Origin of the sequence: Stenotrophomonas maltophilia group sp. Smal12, assembly GCF_037079935.1 — a bacterium.
Taxonomy (GTDB): domain Bacteria; phylum Pseudomonadota; class Gammaproteobacteria; order Xanthomonadales; family Xanthomonadaceae; genus Stenotrophomonas; species Stenotrophomonas sepilia.
Map to the genome: position 1 here is coordinate 16,966 of NZ_JBAWUK010000049.1, position 17,247 is coordinate 34,212.

18 protein-coding genes are annotated in these 17,247 nt (G+C 64.9%); 13 read left to right on the plus strand and 5 right to left on the minus strand.

Annotated elements, in window-relative coordinates:
- The first annotated feature begins 33 nt into the window (after positions 1 to 33).
- The 9 genes from WDC87_RS17830 (at position 34) to WDC87_RS17870 (ending at position 11,182) form a co-directional block, all read left to right on the plus strand.
- Complete coding sequence (locus WDC87_RS17830) at positions 34 to 3,378, plus strand: XVIPCD domain-containing protein (RefSeq protein WP_080376546.1); 3,345 nt, start codon at positions 34 to 36, stop codon at positions 3,376 to 3,378.
- 125 nt (positions 3,379 to 3,503) lie between these two features.
- On the plus strand, positions 3,504 to 4,184 hold the full coding sequence (locus WDC87_RS17835) for a helix-turn-helix domain-containing protein (protein ID WP_053505791.1): 681 nt from the start codon (positions 3,504 to 3,506) through the stop codon (positions 4,182 to 4,184).
- Positions 4,185 to 4,570: 386 nt separating this feature from the next.
- Entirely contained in the window at positions 4,571 to 5,227 is a 657-nt protein-coding gene (locus WDC87_RS17840; protein ID WP_049433486.1) for an EcsC family protein, read from the plus strand.
- Positions 5,228 to 5,455: 228 nt separating this feature from the next.
- Positions 5,456 to 6,382: an XVIPCD domain-containing protein gene (locus WDC87_RS17845; protein ID WP_252745071.1), complete on the plus strand. Its 927-nt coding sequence runs from the start codon at positions 5,456 to 5,458 to the stop codon at positions 6,380 to 6,382.
- Positions 6,379 to 7,014 (plus strand): hypothetical protein, encoded by a 636-nt coding sequence (locus tag WDC87_RS17850; protein WP_053505794.1) that lies wholly within the window; start codon positions 6,379 to 6,381, stop codon positions 7,012 to 7,014. The genes WDC87_RS17845 and WDC87_RS17850 overlap by 4 nt, the downstream gene beginning before the upstream one ends.
- Before the next feature lie 180 nt (positions 7,015 to 7,194).
- Positions 7,195 to 8,028 (plus strand): XVIPCD domain-containing protein, encoded by an 834-nt coding sequence (locus tag WDC87_RS17855; RefSeq protein WP_229766875.1) that lies wholly within the window; start codon positions 7,195 to 7,197, stop codon positions 8,026 to 8,028.
- 183 nt (positions 8,029 to 8,211) lie between these two features.
- The gene (locus tag WDC87_RS17860; protein WP_252745072.1) at positions 8,212 to 9,357 is read left to right on the plus strand and encodes a YncE family protein; all 1,146 of its coding nucleotides are present in this window, start codon (positions 8,212 to 8,214) and stop codon (positions 9,355 to 9,357) included.
- Positions 9,358 to 9,501: 144 nt separating this feature from the next.
- A complete protein-coding gene (locus WDC87_RS17865) occupies positions 9,502 to 10,077 on the plus strand; it encodes a hypothetical protein (protein WP_053505797.1) in 576 nt (191 codons plus the stop codon).
- A gap of 40 nt (positions 10,078 to 10,117) precedes the next feature.
- The gene (locus WDC87_RS17870; protein ID WP_053505798.1) at positions 10,118 to 11,182 is read left to right on the plus strand and encodes an XVIPCD domain-containing protein; all 1,065 of its coding nucleotides are present in this window, start codon (positions 10,118 to 10,120) and stop codon (positions 11,180 to 11,182) included.
- Positions 11,183 to 11,245: 63 nt separating this feature from the next.
- Here the strand turns inward: WDC87_RS17870 and WDC87_RS17875 are convergent, their stop codons facing one another.
- Both WDC87_RS17875 and WDC87_RS17880 read right to left on the minus strand, forming a co-directional pair.
- A complete protein-coding gene (locus WDC87_RS17875; RefSeq protein ID WP_053505799.1) occupies positions 11,246 to 11,668 on the minus strand; it encodes an XVIPCD domain-containing protein in 423 nt (140 codons plus the stop codon).
- Positions 11,669 to 11,743: 75 nt separating this feature from the next.
- Positions 11,744 to 12,223: a nuclear transport factor 2 family protein gene (locus WDC87_RS17880; RefSeq protein ID WP_053462026.1), complete on the minus strand. Its 480-nt coding sequence runs from the start codon at positions 12,221 to 12,223 to the stop codon at positions 11,744 to 11,746.
- A gap of 221 nt (positions 12,224 to 12,444) precedes the next feature.
- Here WDC87_RS17880 and WDC87_RS17885 point away from each other — a divergent pair, with 221 nt between their 5' ends.
- Both WDC87_RS17885 and WDC87_RS17890 read left to right on the plus strand, forming a co-directional pair.
- Positions 12,445 to 13,257: an alpha/beta hydrolase gene (locus WDC87_RS17885; protein ID WP_053505800.1), complete on the plus strand. Its 813-nt coding sequence runs from the start codon at positions 12,445 to 12,447 to the stop codon at positions 13,255 to 13,257.
- A gap of 9 nt (positions 13,258 to 13,266) precedes the next feature.
- On the plus strand, positions 13,267 to 13,440 hold the full coding sequence (locus tag WDC87_RS17890) for a hypothetical protein (protein WP_005415066.1): 174 nt from the start codon (positions 13,267 to 13,269) through the stop codon (positions 13,438 to 13,440).
- Positions 13,441 to 13,550: 110 nt separating this feature from the next.
- Here the strand turns inward: WDC87_RS17890 and WDC87_RS17895 are convergent, their stop codons facing one another.
- Positions 13,551 to 14,231 carry a hypothetical protein gene (locus WDC87_RS17895; protein ID WP_053462620.1) on the minus strand — a complete coding sequence of 227 codons (681 nt, stop codon included), beginning with the start codon at positions 14,229 to 14,231 and terminating at the stop codon, positions 13,551 to 13,553.
- Positions 14,232 to 14,365: 134 nt separating this feature from the next.
- On the opposite strand from WDC87_RS17895, the gene WDC87_RS17900 reads away from it, so the two are divergent.
- Both WDC87_RS17900 and WDC87_RS17905 read left to right on the plus strand, forming a co-directional pair.
- Entirely contained in the window at positions 14,366 to 15,010 is a 645-nt protein-coding gene (locus tag WDC87_RS17900) for a hypothetical protein (protein ID WP_154583143.1), read from the plus strand.
- 71 nt (positions 15,011 to 15,081) lie between these two features.
- Positions 15,082 to 16,050, plus strand: coding sequence for a polysaccharide deacetylase family protein (locus tag WDC87_RS17905; RefSeq protein WP_053505802.1), 969 nt, complete (start codon positions 15,082 to 15,084; stop codon positions 16,048 to 16,050).
- Positions 16,051 to 16,053: 3 nt separating this feature from the next.
- Here the strand turns inward: WDC87_RS17905 and WDC87_RS17910 are convergent, their stop codons facing one another.
- Both WDC87_RS17910 and WDC87_RS17915 read right to left on the minus strand, forming a co-directional pair.
- On the minus strand, positions 16,054 to 16,896 hold the full coding sequence (locus tag WDC87_RS17910; RefSeq protein WP_053505803.1) for an MnmC family methyltransferase: 843 nt from the start codon (positions 16,894 to 16,896) through the stop codon (positions 16,054 to 16,056).
- Between the two features lie 114 nt (positions 16,897 to 17,010).
- The coding region (locus WDC87_RS17915) for a hypothetical protein (protein ID WP_336331316.1) at positions 17,011 to 17,247 on the minus strand (237 nt) is incomplete at its 5' end.

Genomic DNA, 17,247 nt, shown 5'->3' on the forward strand with positions numbered 1-17,247 from the left:
TTTGCAGCCGCTGAGCAGGAAGGAGCCTGATCGATGCCTCGCAACGGACCTGACTTTCAAGACCATCACGCGATCGAGCAGCGTACGCTAGCGCGTAGCCCGCTGCTCAGGATGCTCGCCGACACTGGTCATTTTGATATCCACGCTCCGGAGAATCGGATCTTTCTCCCGGCTGATCCGGCGTTCGCTCAATCGCTGGGAATTACTCCGCACAGCGGTGGCCCTATCGCCGACTATCAGATCGGCCTTCTGCAACGTTTGCGTCGCCTGGAGCAGACGCCCGACGGAGTGGCCGCGTTCAACGGAGACGCTGCCGCACAGGCGCGAATTTCCGGGCGGGTGGAGGCACTGCGCGACACGGTACGGGTCGGTCTGATCAATGGTGATCTCTACACCAACGCCCCCTATGGTCTAAAGCCTGACGATATTCGGCCACGGGTTCAGAGCTTCTTCTTCAACGAAGCCCGTTATGGCCAGTTAAACGCCCCCCAGCTCCAACAGCTTAGGAGCTTCACGCCGATCGATAGCGGCTGGGCGGGTGTTACCCATTCGGAGCATCGTGTGGTGGCCACGCTCCGGCACGTTCAGTCATCTCCCAATCCGTTAACACGTGGAGGTGGAGCAGAGTTGCAGCGTCAAGGCCTTTCGGAGGCAATCTCCAGCGCCTACCACGGTGGCAGGCTGAGCATATCCTCAGAGGGAGTCCTGGTAGTTGAGAATGCTCTGGGTAAGGAAGCGGCAGACCCATTGCGCGTCCCGCAAGGTCAGCGAGGATTTGCAACTACCAGCATCCTCCTCGGCGAAGCCTCCACCAGCCAACTGATCCGCTCCGGTGGCCTGCTCGCCTCCAGCGCCGACGCTGTCATCACCGCCCGCCGCACCTCGCAGCTGCTGGAGGAGGGCAACGGCACCGCCGCTCAGTCCGAGCTCACCCACGCCCTGGCGCGCAACGGCGGTGGCTGGATCGGTGGCATGGCCACCGCATCGGTGATTGGCACCTCCAGCTTCATCCCTGCGGCCATCGTCGCGGGCGATGCGCTGCTGATGAGCAAGGCGTTCGACAAGGGCGCCGATCTGCTCGACAACCGCGCCGTCTACCGGCAGACCGACAAGGCCGATGTCACGTGGCAGTTCGATGGCCGCAACTGGCAGCGCCAGGCGGTCATGGACAGCGCGGGCGACGGCCTGGGCAATCCGGCTGAGCGCAGTGTGGGCGCCAGTTACGAGAAGGCCCGCGAGCTGGGCGCATATGCCCATGTAAAAGCGGTAGAGCTGGCGCTGGGCAAGGCGCCGCCGCCGCAGGATCCTTTCAGCATCCCGGCGAAGGACGGCGAGGGCCGTCTGGACAATCCCAACTGGCACCGCGATGCGCAGACCGAACAGTGGACGCGGCAGGTCAAGATTGGCGTGTCCGGCGCCAACGACCGGGGTGTGTATGAGACGCAGACCGCCAGCCCCGAACACGCCAACGAGTTGAATCGTGAGGCGGTGCAGCGCATCGAGAACAACATCGCCAACGGCAAGGCCGCCATTGCCGCCAGCTACCTGGAGACCTACGCCGCTACCCGCGCCAGCGACTTCGTGCCGCTGGTGCCGGAAGCGGTGGAGCAGGCGCGTGCCAGGCCCGACGCCATCCAGGGCTCGGACAACCAGCTTTATCAGCGCGATGACGCAGGACAATGGCACCACGCTGGCCAGATCGCGCAGGGCAACATGGCGCTGGAGTTGGAGATGACCCGCATCATCCAGCAGCCGTCGCTCGATCAGTTCAACCAGACCATTGCCGCATTGGACGCGCGACCGTTGCCATCTGCGGCGGAGGTGAACCAGAACGAGCTGCGCCACACCTACTACGCTGCGGGCGTCGCGCTGACCCCGGCATGGGAGCAGGCCATTGCCCTGGCCACGGCACGCACGCGCGAGCAGCACGGCATTACGGGTCCCACGCTGCAGGAACTGGGGCCTGTCGCCGAGGGCAACGCGGGCGCGTCCCGGCCCATCACCCATTACCAAGTGGGTCAGGATGGCGTGGCGCGCGCCGTCGCGATCACCAGCACGCAGGAGCTGCAGGCCGCATGGAATGAGGTGCGCGCGCGTGCCAATGAGCAGGCGCCGTTGCCCGACTCGCCCGAGCTGCGCATTGCTGCGCTGTCGGCGGGTGAGCAGGAGGCGTACCGGCAGGCACTGCAGGAAGCCAATCGGCTGGGTGCTGCGCAGGTGGATGCAGGACAGGCTGCACGAGCAGCCGCGCAGGTGGCACATGGCGACAAGCCATCCGAGCAGGATGGGAACGTGGAAGTGCGGCCTGAAGAGCCGGCAACTGCGCAGCCCATCGCGCCTGCGACGGTTGTGGCGGCGCCGCCCGCGAAGGCGGTCACGCCACCGCCTACGCCCGCCCCACAGGATAAGCCCGAGCCTCAGCGGCACGCCGAGCAGCGCGATCCGCCGCGGCGTGAGGCGGAGCCCCAACCTCAGCCCCATCCAAACAGCGAGGCGCCCACCGAAAACCGTACCGCCTCACAGACGCCGGAGCCCGCTGGGCCGATGCAGGCGCCCACGGCCGCACCTGAGCGCGCGACGCCACATGCCGCCGCGCCTCTGGCAGCGGCAACGCAGACGGTGCCCACGCAGCGCACAGAGCAGGCATCGGAGCCGGAACGGATGGCCCCGGTGCCTCCGGTTGCTCCCACTCCAAAGCAGGACATGGCAGTTCAGGAGGTGGAACCGGTGCCCTTCAAGGAGCCGTTGCCTGCTGAACCTGCGTGCGATCCATGGCCTTTGGAGCGGGAAGCGGCACAACACGTGCCAGAGCCCGAACCGGCTCCGTTGGGTGACCACCAGCCCGTCACTGCGGCTGTCACTGTTCCCGCCGAGCCCACGACAGCGCCAGGCCCTGAACCGGCCGCGCCCGCACCGGATGAGGCATCGGGCCCGAACCGGGCGCTGCAGGACCCCACGCAGCCCGGCCATCCCGATCACGCGCTGTATCAGCAGATCCGTGAGGGCGTGGAAGCGCTGGACGCCAAGCACGGCCGCAGCTTCGATGAAGTCAGCGAACGCATGACAGCCAGCCTTCTGGTACTGGCCAAGGACAACGACCTGGAACGGGTGGACCATGTGCTGGTGAGCAACGCTACGAGTGAACATCCGGCCGGGCACACGCTGTTCGTGGTGCAGGGCGAACCGAGCAATCCGGCGCATCAGCGCGCTGCGATGCCGACCGAGCTGGCGGCGCAGACATCAGTGGAAGAGTCACTGCAGCAGTTCGATGCAGTCAGCCGCGAAGCGCATCAGCGTGCTCTTGCCAATCAGATGGATCAGCAGCTGGAAGACCAGCGGGTGCAGCACGAGATACAGATTCGTGCGGCGAACATGTGATTCGGCGGAACGTGTATTCAAGTTCAGGCGGATGCTGCCGATAAGGCGTTACGCGCGTGCGTTGCGCGCTGGGCCGAAGCTCATCGATGAGCTTTCGATGAACTGTGAATGCAGATGGATCCGCAATGAAAGCAACAGATCTGATCGAATCGTTGACCCGGAAGTTGGGAACCACCTCGCAGGGTGAGCTGGCCGCTGCTCTGGGTGTATCAGTGGGGACGCTGATCAACTGGAAGAATCGCGACGAGGACCTGAGTGCCAATCAGGTGGCTTCCGCGTTGGCGAAGTCGCGGGAAGCGGCCGTGGATGAGTCGCAGTTCAGGGCGATCCAGCCAATTGTAGAGTTCTATGCGATTGACCGGTGCCTGACCAAGCAAGAGAAGAGTTGGCAGGTTTTCAACGGTGGTTCGGGCGCGAGCAAGTATGCGCAGGGAGTGAAGGCCGAGCTTGAAAATAGCTGTGGCATCTACATCTTCTATGATTCCCGTGGCCAGGCCTTGTACGTCGGAAAGGCTCGTGAGCAATCGCTCTGGAAGGAAATTAACCTGGCCTTCAATCGACGGCGCGATGTGCAGTCCATCTCGCTGGTTAGCCATCCCGATCGGAATCGAGAGTTCAAGCCAGGCTACGAAAAGCTCCGCCAGCCGAAACGGGTCAGTCTCGAGCTGTTCGACTTGGCTGGGTACTTCAGTGCGTACGACGTGGACCCGGGGATGATTGATGATCTCGAAGCCCTGATGGTTCGTGGCTTTGCCAACGATCTTCTGAACTTCCGCATGGAGAGGTTCGCCCACTCCCGAAAGTGACCGTTCTGTGGTGCGTGACGCCCAATCACACCAGGCTCGGGAGGTGTGATCGGATATCGAATGTACATTCACGAATGCTCAGTTTCCGCAAGACTCAACTATTCCTAAGCAATTTTCGTTGCTGGTGCGACATACTGCTCCGATGATTGCGCCCACTGAGAGGCAGCTCCGGCGCGCCGTGTTGTCTCCTGTGCGATGAGATGTGTCGAGTAAGAATGAGCTTGCATGTCGGGACGGGCCGATTGTTTCGATGCTGTCCTTCCTTCGTTCCGCGTATTTCCAACGGATGGCCTGCATGGGCTTTCCCTGGAACTTTCAACGATCTGGATTCACGTGCCGGCATGCATTGGCGGGTCGGCCCACTTTCGCTCTTCAAGGAGAAATTCGTGGCAAAGGAACTTACCGAAAGCAAGATCATGCAGGCGCTGGACTATGCCTACGAGAAGGCCATGAATGGCTTGCCGGGTGTCGACTCGGCCATCGAGATGGCCGAAAGCTACATGCGGGAGCCGGGCACACTGGAGGACAAGGCAAACTCGCTGGTTCGCTGGCAGAACACCAAGGCCGCAACCTCGGGGTTCGTCACGGGGTTGGGGGGCCTCCTGGTCATGCCGGTGACGATTCCAGCCAATCTTGCCAGCGTGTACTTCATTCAGATCCGAATGATTGCTGCGATCGCGCACATGGCGGGATACAACGTGCACGATGACAAGGTGAAGGCGATGGTCTACGCATGCCTGACGGGGAATGCCGCAAAGGAAGTGCTGAAGGACGTCGGCATCCAGTTCGGCAAGAAGCTTGCCCAGGCGAGCATCAACCGGATCACCGGCGCAACGATCATTCGCATCAACAAGGCCGTGGGCTTCCGCCTGCTGACGAAGGCAGGCACCACCGGCGTAGTGAACCTCAGCAAGATGGTCCCCATCCTTGGCGGCGTCATCGGTGGGGCGGTCGACGCAGCCACGACCAACATCGTGGGAAACGCCGCAGTGAGTGTCTTCATTGCAGATGAGTCGTCTACTACGCCGGCCCCCGTGGTTTAAGTGGTGTTTGCGCGCTGGATCCGGTTCCAGCTGGATCTGGCGCAACTCTTCTTGTGGCAACTGAGATTCGGACCGCCGCCATCGGTAGTACCCTCTCTCGCGGGATTGCTGGCTGGTTCACACATTCAGCATGCCAGTCGTGGCCCCAACTTTGTCCTCCACCTGCCCCCCATCCCACCTATGCCATCATCCGCCCAGGACCGCAGCACCCATCAAGGCTGAACAGGCATGGAGCAGGCAACACGCTACACCGTAACCCTTTATCTGGCCGCCCCTGGCACCCCGCTGAAAAGTGGAGGCGTCTCGCCGCGCGGCCACATGTACCTGCAGGTCGCTGCGGGCGACGAGGTCCACAGCTACGGCTTCGCAGCATCGCGCCAGGCGCCGGGCGAAGCCCCCACCGGCGTGCAGTACGCGCAGGTGCGTCACGACGATGCCGACGAGCATCTGGACCCGTACTACAGCCGCACCCTGGAAATCACCGAGGAGCACTACGGCTGCCTGCGTGATTTCGCCGAGGAACCGGCCGAGTTCGAATTCGATGTGGATCGCCCGGCCACCATCAACCGTTGCAGCGATTTCGTCTGGGCGGCCCTGCACTGTGCCGGCCTGCATCCGCTGCCGACGCCGCTGGACCGCGGCAGCAACCTGGGCGAGTTCGCGGTGCTGTTCAACCTGCCGGAGATCCAGTGCATCGCCGCGCCGTTCCCGGGCAGCGATCTGAATGTCGAAACCCATCATGCGATGCCCGAGCGCGAGGCCGAGCATCATCGCCAGGGCGACCGCGCCAGCGATGAGCCGCCGCCGACGCCGATTGAAGTGGCCGGCACGCTGCTGGATCCTTCGCATCCCGACCATCGCCTGTTCTCGCAGCTGATCCAGAAGGTAGCGGAGCTGGACGCCGCGCACGGCCGCCCGTTCGATGCGGCCAGCCAGCGCATCAGCGCCAGCCTGCTGGTGCTGGCCAAGCAGAACAATCTCTCGCGCGTGGACCACGTGCTGCTCAGCCGGCCGACAAAATGCAGTCATGCCGCCGAGAGCATCTTCATCGTGCAGGGTGACCGCAACGACCCAGGGCACCGCCGCGCCAGCATCGCCACTGAGGTGGCGGCCAAGACCGATGTCGCCGACTCGCTGCGGTTGAAGGGGCAATGACGCGGTCACCGCGGCGGGGGCTGATGGTATTGGCGGTGCTGGGTGCGCTGGCGGCATGCCGTGCGTCACCTGCGCCTGAGGTTGCGCCGCCCGTGCTGACGCGCGCACAGGCCGAGGCGCGCACGGTTGTGCCGTTCACGCGGGCCGTGCAGTTGCAGAAGGCCGGTCGGATTGCCGAGGTCACGTTCGATTTGCCGGCATCCCAGAAGCCCGCCATTCCGATCCTGAACATCGGGCTGCGGCTGCAGGATACCGACGGGCGCTCGTTGTTGGACGCGTGGGAGAAGATCAGGCTGGGAAGGCCACCCACGCGATTGCGCCTGGAGCGGATTGATGGCGGCGCACCTGGTCCTGTACAGCTTTGGCAGAGCAGCCCTGACGGGCGCGGCTCACAGAGAATTCCAGCAGATGAGGTTGTGCAATATCTGTCCGATACAAGCTTGGATGAGGGCGCACTGATCGAAGCCGGTCTGCACTCGCGTGAGATGCTGTATCAGGTACTTCAGGTCGCGGATGTCGGTTGGCTGGAGCCGGGCCGGTATCGGTTGACAGTCGACCTGATGGAGGACCGCCCGCAGCTGGAAGGGCTCCAAGCTGAACTTATTGTTGGATATCAATCGCTAGGGAAGTAAGACATGAGCAAGGAAGCAGAGCGCTATACGGTCACGATTCATCTCGCCGCACCGGGCACGCCGAGAGTCGATGTGGGCGACGCGGGCCAGAAGAGATTGTTGGATCCGTCATTTGCCGGGCACATGTTTCTTTCGCTGGCGCGATCAAATGACCCGGTACCCGTGAGCAGGGGATTCACGATGGGGAACGACCGTGCGAATCCCTCGCTGGGAAAAGTCGATGACACGGATCTGCGGGTCTACGACAGACCCCGCTTCGAGCGCACGATCGAGATCAGCAAGGATCAGTACGACCGCATCCTCGAGTTCTCCGCGGATCCGAAGAAGCACGGCTTCGACATGAACTACGACTTCTTCTCCAACGCCTGCACCGATTTCGCATGGGGTGCCCTGAACCACGCAGGCCTGCGCCCGGTTGGGCTGGCCGGGGAGATCAACAACTACGAGGGCGCCACCAAGGTCCTGGACAACATTCGCGCCGTCAATGCCATTCCGCAGCAGGTGAAGGGCAGCGAGCTGGACAGGGTGCAGTGGAACCCGATGCCGAAGCAGACCTTCCGCGAGTGGATGTTCACCGAGAACGGCGAGCAGTGGCGCGGCAACAGCACCCTCGCGGCAAGCGGCACGCCCGCAGACCCGGCGCACGATGATCATGCCCGCCTCAACCAGATCCACCAGCAGGTGGCCGACCTCGGCGCTTTCGGTGCACGCAACGGCAATGTCAGTGCCAGCCTGCTCGCGCTGTCGAAGGAGCAGCAGTTCTCGCGTGTAGACGAAGTGGTGCTGGGCGAGCCGCGCGGTGATACCGCGCCGAAGCTGTTCATCGTGCAGGGGGACCGCAGTGACCCGGCGCACCAGCGCGCCAGCATGCCGGCGGAGCTGGCAGCGCAGGCACCGGTAGAGGCCTCGTTCGAACGGGTCGCGCAGTTGCAGCAGAACCCGCCGCAGCGCGATGTGCAGCGCGTGCAGGAAGAGCAGCAACTGCAACAGAGCCACGGCCCACGGATGGCATAGCCGGCGGGCAGCGCCAAGGTCGAACGTCGGCCATGCCCGCGCCGGCGCACGCCACGCCCCCCACCTGCTACCATTCCCCGGCAACCCCAGCCAGCCCACCCGCGCAGACAGATGCAGGTCGGGCCGTCGCAGTACGGCCCAGCGAGCCAGGACACCTTCCCGTGCCCATTCAAGGACGCTCGCATGTTCCGTACTCCTCTCTTCCGTTCGGCCGCCCTGGCCCTTGCTGTATCGCTCAGCCTCGGCGCGCCTTCTGCATTCGCCGACAATGCGCCCGCCGCCAGCGCCACCACCGCCGTACAGCGCCAGGCCGTGGCCAAGGGCCTGTACGAGCTGGCCTACAGCCCGAAGCAGAACGCCGTGTTCGTGGCCTCCTCCGGCGGTTTCGGCGAAGACGCCGGCCCGGCCCAGGTGCTGCGTTTGAACCCGGCCACGCTGGCCGTGGAAACCCGCATCCCGCTGGAGCGCAAGGCGTTCGGCGTGGTGCTGGATGACGCCCACAACCGCCTGTACGTGGGCAACACCGTGGACCTGTCGGTGACCGTGGTCGACACCGCGCAGAACAATGCCGTCGGCACCATCCAGCTGATGGAGAAGAAGACCGGCAAGGACGGCAAGGCCGCCTACACCCATGACCTGCGCGAGCTGGTGGTCGACAGCGCGGCCAACCGCCTGTACGTGACCGGCCACAGCAGCCAGCCGGACGTGAGCAGCGTGCTGTTCGTGATCGATACGAACACGCTGAAGGTGATCAACACCATCGACGGCCTGGGCAATGCCAAGGCACCGGGCCTGGCGCTGGATGCCGCCAACAAGCGCGTCTACACCAGCAACCTGCTGGCCGAGCTGGTGGTGGTGGGCACCGATTCGAACAAGGTGGTGGCGCAGCACAAGATTGCCGCCGAGCAGCCGATGAACATCGCGCTGGACCCGGCCGGCAAGCGCCTGTTCGTCACCGACCAGGGCTCGGAGATGCTGCGTGGCTACCAGGCCAAGAGCAGTGGCCTGGTCAGCAGGCATCCGGGCCAGCGCGTGCTGGTGCTCGACCGCAGCACGGGCAAGGAACTGGCCAGCATCCCGACCGATGCCGGCCCGCTGGGCATCCTGCTGGATGCACCGCGCAAGCGCCTGTACGTGACCAACCGCGAAGCCGGTATGGTGACGGCGTACAACAGTGACAGCTATCAGAAGGTAGCGACCTACAAGGTGCCGACCCACCCGAACAGCCTGGCGCTGGATGCGAAGAACAACGTGTTGTTCGTGAGCATCAAGAACGGCGAGAAGGATGACAAGGGCGCTGACGAGAGCGTGGCGCGCATCCAGCTGTAAGGCGAAGACGCCGGGCTACGCCCGGTGGTTTTCCGCGTGAAGAAGGCAGGGTGCAGGCCCTGCCTTTTTCTTTGCCTGGTTGCAGTGCCCAGCACCAGCCCGCTAGGGTTGAAGCCTATGGCAGGGAGCCAAAGGATCTGAATCATGCTGGGTATCCACCGCTGGCTGCGCGCCGGCCTGATCTTCACGCTGGCGGGCGCACTCGGCGCCTGTAGCAGCCGCGTACCGGATGCGCCGGAGCCGCTGGATCTGGTCAAGCCGATAGACGTGGCCGGGTCCGGCCAAGCGGTGCGGTTCGAGTTCGAGACGAATGCCCGCAACTTCTATCCGGGTCGTCCCTATGTTCTGGATCTTGAAGTGCAGCGACATGGACCCGGGCCCGACCGTGAGCCTGACATGGACAATGTTCATGTTCCCTTTCAGCTGTCCCTGCAGCGCTGGGTCGCAGGTGCCTGGCAGGACGTTGCAACGTCTGATGTCTATCAGGCAAGGGCACGCAATCTGGGTGAGCCGCTCCCCGAATGGCATGAGTCGGCAGACTGGCGTTACGCGCAGCAGGTATCGATGGACGCCAGCCGATACAGGTTGAGCATCGTCACGCTGCCGATGGAAACGGGTGCCCGCTACCGCCTGGATGTGCGCACGGTGCAGCCCACCGCTGCGCTCCAGCATTACCCGGCGCAGCTGCGGGTTCATGCCGACCCACTCTCTGGAAAATAGACGCCATCTCACTGCTGGAAGGAACTGAAGGATTTTTCTTATGGATAAGCCGCGCTACACCGTAGAAATCGTCATTGCCGCACCTGGTACGCCGTTGGTGGACGAGAGAGGTGTACAGAAAGTTGTGGACGGGGTTCCGCAGACATCCGGGCCCGGACACATGTTCTACGTGCTCCATGGGCCGGACAAGACCACGCGGAGTTTCGGCTTCGCGCCTACGGAGCATGGAAGCATGAACGGGCCGGGCGAGGTCATGAAGACCGATGCGGCCGAGTACAGGAACCCGCATTACAGCCGCACGCTCGAGATCAGCGAGCAACAGTACAGAAAGCTTGAGGCCTTCGGTGCGCACCCGGATAAGTACGGCTTCGATCTTCAATACAAGGACGTGCGCAACAATTGCGTGGACTTCACCTGGGAAGCCTTGAACCACGCAGGCATCGAGCGGAAAAGAAGTATCGACGTGAACGCGCTGGGAGGTCCTGCTGGGCAGCTTCTTCCGGATGTCCGCATTCCCCTGGACATCAAGGGGGCAGGCAAGGATGGATTCCGACCGCTGCGCAACATCCATGGCGTGGACAGCATTGATCCGCCGTTTCCGGACAGCGAGCTCAATCAGAGGAAAACCAATCCCATGCCGGAGCGTAGTTTCAAGCAACACATGCTGAGTGACGCTGAGGGCATGGGCGAACGAAGCGGTGATCGTCTGGTCCGGCACGGTAACGATCCGCTGCTCTCGCAGATCCACCGGGGCGTGGCGCTGCTGGATGCAGAGCGGGGCCGCGACTTCGACGCCACCAGCGAGAACATCAGCGCCAGCCTGTACGTCCTGGCCAAGGCGAACGGCCTGACCCAGGTCGACCATGTGTTGCTGAGCGATCGCACCGCGCAGGCCGACGCTGCGCAGAACATCTTCATCGTGCAGGGCGAGCGCAACGATCCGGCACAGCTGCGCGCCAGCATGCCAACAGCGGTGGCTGCGCAGACACCGGCAGAAACTTCGTTCGAGCGTGCCGAGCAGCTGTCGCAGTCTGCACAGGTGCGCATGCAGGATGAGCTGCAGCAGCGCCAAGTGCAGGAGCAGTCCGGTCCGCGCATGGCCTAGCGCAGCAAGCGCCACGGCGAGCCGCCGTACTCGCGCTGGGCCGCCAACAACGCTGGAGGCGGCTCAGCCCAGACGGTGTACCGGGTTCTGCTGCTGCTCCTGTTCCTGCTCACGGGCCTGCTGTTCGGGCACTAACCCCACGGCCGGCTGCTGCGGGGCCAACCCCAGCTTCTGCATCGACTGCTCCACCGGCGTCTGCGCCGCCACGGCCGTCGGCATCATCGCGCGCAGGTGCGCCGGGTTGGCCGGGTCGCCCTGCACCACGAAGATGTTGTACCCGGCCGGGTGCTGGGCCGTGGCGTTGCTGACCAGCACGTGGTCGACCTGCTGCAGGCCCTGCTCGCGGGCGAGTACGGTCAGGCTGGCGGTCAGGCGCTCACTGGTCTGGTCGAACGTACGGCCATGCTGGGCATCCAGAGCGGACACGCCCTGGCGGACCTGCTGATGGAGGCCATAGTCGGGGTGGTTGGGAGTGAGTTCTGCCATGGCGATCAAACGGTAGCGGTGGGTCGGGGTGAACCCCGCCAGTATAGATCCGGCCGGTGAAGGGCGCCGGAAAGGTCAGTCCGCCGGCCGGTGGTCATAGCTGATCACCCGTTCGGCCAGCCAGCGCCCGTCCACGCGGCGCCAGACCTGGATGAAACGGGCCTGGCCGACCCAGCGTTCCACCCCGTCCTTGCCGCGCTCGTAGAAGCGGTGGTCGCCGATTTCCAGGGCTCGCTCATCATGCAGCGGGAACACCTGCAGCGAGGGCTCGACCCGCTCGCGGCGAAGGCGCCAGCCGCCCTTGCGCGTGCTGTCGCACAGGCTGGCCACGCTGCGGCGGAAGTCCTCGCGGCTGCTGGCCGATTTGCCATCCTTGTCATGGAAGAACTCCATGTCTTCGGTGGTCATCGCGGCGGCCTTGTCGGCGTCGCAGGCCTCGAAGGCCATGGCGAATAGTTGGGTATCGGCCTGGCGGATCTGCTCGCGCAGGTCATCGGGCGGCGCGGGCGCGGCAACCAGGCCGGCGGCCAGCAGGGGCAGTGTGAGCAGCAGCATGGCGAAACTCCAGGGGACGGTGCGCGAAGGCTGGCATGCCGATGACCGCGTCGGTACGGCCCTGCGACGAAACCGCCTGGGCGCGGTGCGAAGGCCGGCCAGGCCGGTGCGGCTTCGCGTGGCGGCATGTGCAGGCGATGTCATGAGGGGGCGTGATTCCCTCACGGCTGCCACAGGGCGCCGCCGCTAGCCTGCACTCCTCCCCTTCCACAGGAGCGCCCATGCCTGCTTCCCGCATCCGCCTGCATGTTGAAGATACCGGTGGCGACGGCCGCCCGGTGATCCTGATCCACGGCTGGCCGTTGTCCGCCGATGCCTGGAAGACCCAGGTGGCGATCCTGCGCGACGCCCAGTATCGGGTCATCAGCTACGACCGGCGCGGCTTTGGCCGCTCTGACAAGCCGGCCGACGGCTATGACTACGACACCCTGGCGGCAGACCTGGCGGGGGTGATCGAGGAACGTGAGCTGCGCGATGCCACCTTGGTCGGTTTCTCGATGGGCGGTGGCGAGGTGGCGCGCTACGTGGCCAACCACGGCCAGGGTCGCCTGCACAGTGTGGTGTTCGCTGCGGCGGTACCGCCGTTCCTGCTGCGTAGTGACGACAATCCGGAAGGTCCGCTGACCCAGGACAAGGCCGATGAAATGCGCAGCGGATTGGAGAAGGACCGCGAGGCGTTCTTCGACGGCTTCACCCGCGACTTCTTCAGCGCCAATGGCCAGCTGATGGTGACCGAAGAAACGCGCCAGGCGGCGATCGCGCTGTGCCATCAATCCGACCAGGCCGCGGCACTGGGCTGCATGCACGCGTTTGCCACCACTGATTTCCGGGATGACCTGAAAAAGATCACGGTGCCGACCTTGGTCCTGCACGGGGACAGCGATGCGATCGTGCCGTTCGAGGGCTCCGGCCAGCGTACCCACAAGGCCATCAAGGGCAGCGAAGTGGTGATCCTGGAAGGCGCGCCGCATGGCTGCAACACGAGCCACGCCGACCGCTTCAATCTGGCCCTGTTGAACTTCCTGAAGCGCTAAGCTGCGGCCATGCGCCAGACCAGAACCCCCCCGTGGAAGAAGCCCAACCCCAAGGGCCAGACGTCGCAACCGCTGTCGGATGCGCAGAAGGCGGCGGCACGGCAACGTGCCGAGGAGAACGGGCGACGCTATCCCAACCTGGTCGACAACATGTGGGCGGCGAAGCTGCCGCGTGGGTCGTGATTCATAGGCTGGGTGTGGACCTGGTGTAGGGCCGGGCCGATGCTCGGCTGGCGTGCGCGGCGCGTGCCGTCCGGGAAAGGGGCAAAGGGCCGCCGAGCATGGGCTGGGCGCTACGGGCCGGGCAGTGGTTGCCAGCCCGACTCCCCCCACGGCGCAACGTCGCGTTGCTGCACGATGATCGCCTCGATCGGCAATCCGGCCAGCCGTGCCAGTTCCGCACGGAGCATTTCGGTGTCCACCGGCAGGGCGATGGCCACCTGCAGCCGGTCGGGCTGCTGGCGGACCTGCACGGGCACGACCGCATGGGCTTCATGCTCGCCACCGGTGCGAGCGATCGGGTAGCGCATCACTGTGGGCCGCCCCAGGCGGGCAAGTGCGGGCCGCCACGCCTGCAGCACCACCGGCTGTGCGGCCACGGGAGCCCGCACCTCGATGAGGGCGCTCGGGTAGCCGATCAGGTTCCCCACCATCACCTGGAAGCGCGCGCCGTCGGGGATGGCCAGCACGGTGGCGATCAGCACCAGCAGCGAGAGGATGGCCGCAGCGACGTGCCAGCTGCAGGGTGCGGTGGCGGCGCGGGTTGCCGTACGCAGGCCCGGCCTGCGCCGCAGCGTGCGCGCGTAGATGCGCCGATCCTTCCTGCGCGGGCTGCTGCTGTGCGCCGGCAGATTCAACGGGACGCGTGGCAGCCGGGCGGCGCGCGCATTGATCAGGCGTGCCAGCCACCACCATGCGAGCACGAACGCCAGCAGTGGCAGCAGCGTTCGTACGACCAGGTACAGCATCACCATCGGGAACACCTTGGGACTTGCGGACTCGGACAGCCCCGCCATCGTAGCGGTGCCACGCGCCGCATGTCGCATCCGCCAGCCGACACGCGCGAAGCGCTTGGTTAGGATGGTTGTTTGCTGTCATGGATGAACCGATGAGCCCTGCCACGTCCCGAATCCGCCGCATCTGTGGGCAGGGGCCGATCCTGCTGATGCTGCAGCTGGTCGCACTGTTGTCCGTGGCACTGGCGTCCGGGTTCTTCCATTGTCGCGTCGATCTGCTGCTGGAACCGATCACCGAGGCCTGTGGTGGCCCGGATGCGCACGCGCGGCTGCAGATGGCCGAACAGGTGATGGCACGCGCCGGTGCGTTGGACGACTGGCAGCCGCTGAGCTGGATCCCGGTCGCGGGCATTGCATTGGCGCTGCTGGGTGCGATGGCCGTGTGTGCAAGCCGCGCGCTGTGGCTGCGTGACCGGCTGCGCACGGCGAACGTGGCGCTGATGGTGCTGCATGGCGCAGCGCTGGGCCTGGCCGGATGGACGCTGTACCTGTACGAGACTGCATGGAACAGCGTGGCACGGCTGTCACCCACGGCGTGCCTGATGGACCTGGTGGCGGAGGGCGATACCCCGCTGGCGCAGGCGCAACACGTGGTGTTCCATATCCTGGCGCGCGAGAACGCGACGTTGATGCGCAATCCGGATGACCTGGCGCTGGTGCTGGCGATGTTGCTGCTGGCGACGATGATGGGGGGCATCGGCCTGTGGCGGGGGATCGCGCGGGCTCGGGCGGGCTGATCCGAGCACACGCTCGGCGGCGCACGCCAATCGCGTTACAGTCGACGCCTCGCCACTCCAGGGAAGACCCGATGCGCTTGTTGCTGCGTGCGTTGCCGTTGTTGCTGCTGTCGCTGGCCGTGCACGCTGCCGAGGTGGACCGCCGCATCGCGGTGACCATCGATGATCTGCCATGGGCACGGCTTGACCAGATTGCGCCGCCGGACCTGCAGGCGCGGCATGAGGCGTTGATGGCCCAGCTGCACCAGGCAGGCGTGCCGGTGGTCGGCTTCGTCAACGAGAACAAGCTTGAGGTGGATGGACAGGTGCAGCCGGCGCGGGTGCAGATGCTGCGTGACTGGCGCGATGCAGGCTATGTGCTGGGCAATCACACCTATTCGCACATGGATCTGAATGCGAAGGGCGTGGCGGCGTTCCAGCAGGATTTCCTGCGCGGCGAGACGGTGCTGCGGCCGTTGCTGGCCGAGAAGGGGCAGGCGCCACAGTGGATGCGCCACCCCTACCTACGCGCTGGCCGTACTGCGGATGAGCGCATGCAGATAGATGGGTTCTTCAAGCAGCATGGCTACCGCGTGGCGCCGGTGACGGTGGACAACGGTGAGTGGGTGTGGGCGTTCGCCTATGCCAACGTGATGAACGAGCAGGCGGACTCGCCCGCGCGCGCAGCGACGCTGGCACAGCTGCGCAAGGGCTACGTGCCGTACATGCTGAACAAGCTGGACTATTACGAGAAACAGTCGCAGGCGCTGCTGGGGTACGCGATGCCGCAGGTGTGGCTGATGCACGCCAATGAGCTCAACGCGGCGACGTTTGCCGAACTGGTCGCGGCCACGAAGCGCCGCGGCTATCGCTTCATTTCGCTGGACGAGGCGATGCGTGACCCGGCCTACGCGCGGGGTGCCGAGGGCTATAACGGCCGCTATGGCCCGAGCTGGCTGCACCGCTGGGCGATGGCGCAGAACAAGCCCAAGGAGTTCTACGCCGGCGAGCCCGAGGTGCCGGCGTGGGTGATGAAGCTGGCCAAGGTCGATTCGGAGTGACGCTCAGCGCTTGACGGCCAGCACGCCGTCCAGCGCCAGTTCGGCCTTGAAACCCGCCTTTTCCAGGCGCTTGACCACTTCGCGCGGCACGTCGCGGCCGCTGGTCAGCTTGTTCGGCGCGCCGGTGTAATGGAACAGGCGGCCGCCCTTGCGGATCACGCGGGCGAGGTGGTCGTAGAACACCTGTGAGTACAGCTCGCCGGCGATGCCGAAGCGCGGTGGGTCGTGCAGGATCGCATCGACGCTGTTGCTGGCCACCTGTTCGATCTGCTGCGAGACGTCGCCGTGGCTGAACTGCAGGCGGCCACCGGCGGCAGCCGACTCCGGATCCGGCGACCACGGGTTGAGCGTGCGCAGCCACATCACATCGGCGTTCTTCTCGAACGAACGGATCTGGCCGACACCGGCTTCCAGCGCACAGGCAGCGAAGTAGCCGAGACCACCGCAGGTATCGAGGATGACCTTGCCGGCCGGGGCGACCAGCTCCACCTTGCGGCGCGCATCCTCGAACGGCGACAGCTTCGAGGTCGGCAGCATCTTGATGCCGTCGATCTCGAAGGTCGGTGCGCCCCATTCGGTCGGCACCAGCTTGATCAGCGAGCCGCTGTAGCGCGAGATCGGCGCGAAGTCCTCGCCATCCCAGTAGTACAGCGTGCGGTCCTTCAGCTTGCCCGGCCAGGGGTAGGGCTGGCCCCGGAAGTGGAAGCCATCCGCATCCAGCGCCACGCTGTCCTGGCTGCGGCCGAGGTCGAGCGAGCCCTGCCAGTCGGCGGCGCCCTTGTCATGGGCACGGCGCAGGGTGTCGGCGCTGTCGCGGGTCAGCAGGGGGCCGGTGTAATGGGGCACGGCGGGTACCGGGGCGGTTCGGGGGAGGGCATGGTACCGCAGCCCCCATGATGGATTGAAAGAGTGGTTTCTGACCATGGTCGTTGAGAACAACGGTCTGTGAGGCGTGTGCAATCAATCAGTATGACGGGATGCCGCGGCACGGCCTTCAGTGAAAGGCTGACGGCCGCCTAAGATCAGTTGCCTACTGGGCGAACTGAGTTCCGCGATTGGATGCGCATTGCTTGGACCGGCCAGCCTTTCGTAGACATCCGGTTGCCATAATTGATGGCAATGACCGAGGTGTTTATGGGCAACAGCAAGCAGTACACGGATGAGTTCCGGGCAGAGGCGGTGAAGCAGGTGATCGAG

What these genes read in the sequence shown, in the direction of transcription:
- WDC87_RS17830 (WP_080376546.1), top strand. Translation starts at nt 34, where the DNA reads ATGCCTCGCAACGGACCTGACTTTCAAGACCATCACGCGATCGAGCAG.
- WDC87_RS17835 (WP_053505791.1), top strand. Translation starts at nt 3,504, where the DNA reads ATGAAAGCAACAGATCTGATCGAATCGTTGACCCGGAAGTTGGGAACC.
- WDC87_RS17845 (WP_252745071.1), top strand. Translation starts at nt 5,456, where the DNA reads ATGGAGCAGGCAACACGCTACACCGTAACCCTTTATCTGGCCGCCCCT.
- WDC87_RS17850 (WP_053505794.1), top strand. Translation starts at nt 6,379, where the DNA reads ATGACGCGGTCACCGCGGCGGGGGCTGATGGTATTGGCGGTGCTGGGT.
- WDC87_RS17855 (WP_229766875.1), top strand. Translation starts at nt 7,195, where the DNA reads ATGGGGAACGACCGTGCGAATCCCTCGCTGGGAAAAGTCGATGACACG.
- WDC87_RS17860 (WP_252745072.1), top strand. Translation starts at nt 8,212, where the DNA reads ATGTTCCGTACTCCTCTCTTCCGTTCGGCCGCCCTGGCCCTTGCTGTA.
- WDC87_RS17865 (WP_053505797.1), top strand. Translation starts at nt 9,502, where the DNA reads ATGCTGGGTATCCACCGCTGGCTGCGCGCCGGCCTGATCTTCACGCTG.
- WDC87_RS17870 (WP_053505798.1), top strand. Translation starts at nt 10,118, where the DNA reads ATGGATAAGCCGCGCTACACCGTAGAAATCGTCATTGCCGCACCTGGT.
- WDC87_RS17875 (WP_053505799.1), bottom strand. Translation starts at nt 11,668, where the DNA reads ATGGCAGAACTCACTCCCAACCACCCCGACTATGGCCTCCATCAGCAG.
- WDC87_RS17880 (WP_053462026.1), bottom strand. Translation starts at nt 12,223, where the DNA reads ATGCTGCTGCTCACACTGCCCCTGCTGGCCGCCGGCCTGGTTGCCGCG.
- WDC87_RS17885 (WP_053505800.1), top strand. Translation starts at nt 12,445, where the DNA reads ATGCCTGCTTCCCGCATCCGCCTGCATGTTGAAGATACCGGTGGCGAC.
- WDC87_RS17890 (WP_005415066.1), top strand. Translation starts at nt 13,267, where the DNA reads ATGCGCCAGACCAGAACCCCCCCGTGGAAGAAGCCCAACCCCAAGGGC.
- WDC87_RS17895 (WP_053462620.1), bottom strand. Translation starts at nt 14,231, where the DNA reads ATGGTGATGCTGTACCTGGTCGTACGAACGCTGCTGCCACTGCTGGCG.
- WDC87_RS17900 (WP_154583143.1), top strand. Translation starts at nt 14,366, where the DNA reads ATGAGCCCTGCCACGTCCCGAATCCGCCGCATCTGTGGGCAGGGGCCG.
- WDC87_RS17905 (WP_053505802.1), top strand. Translation starts at nt 15,082, where the DNA reads ATGCGCTTGTTGCTGCGTGCGTTGCCGTTGTTGCTGCTGTCGCTGGCC.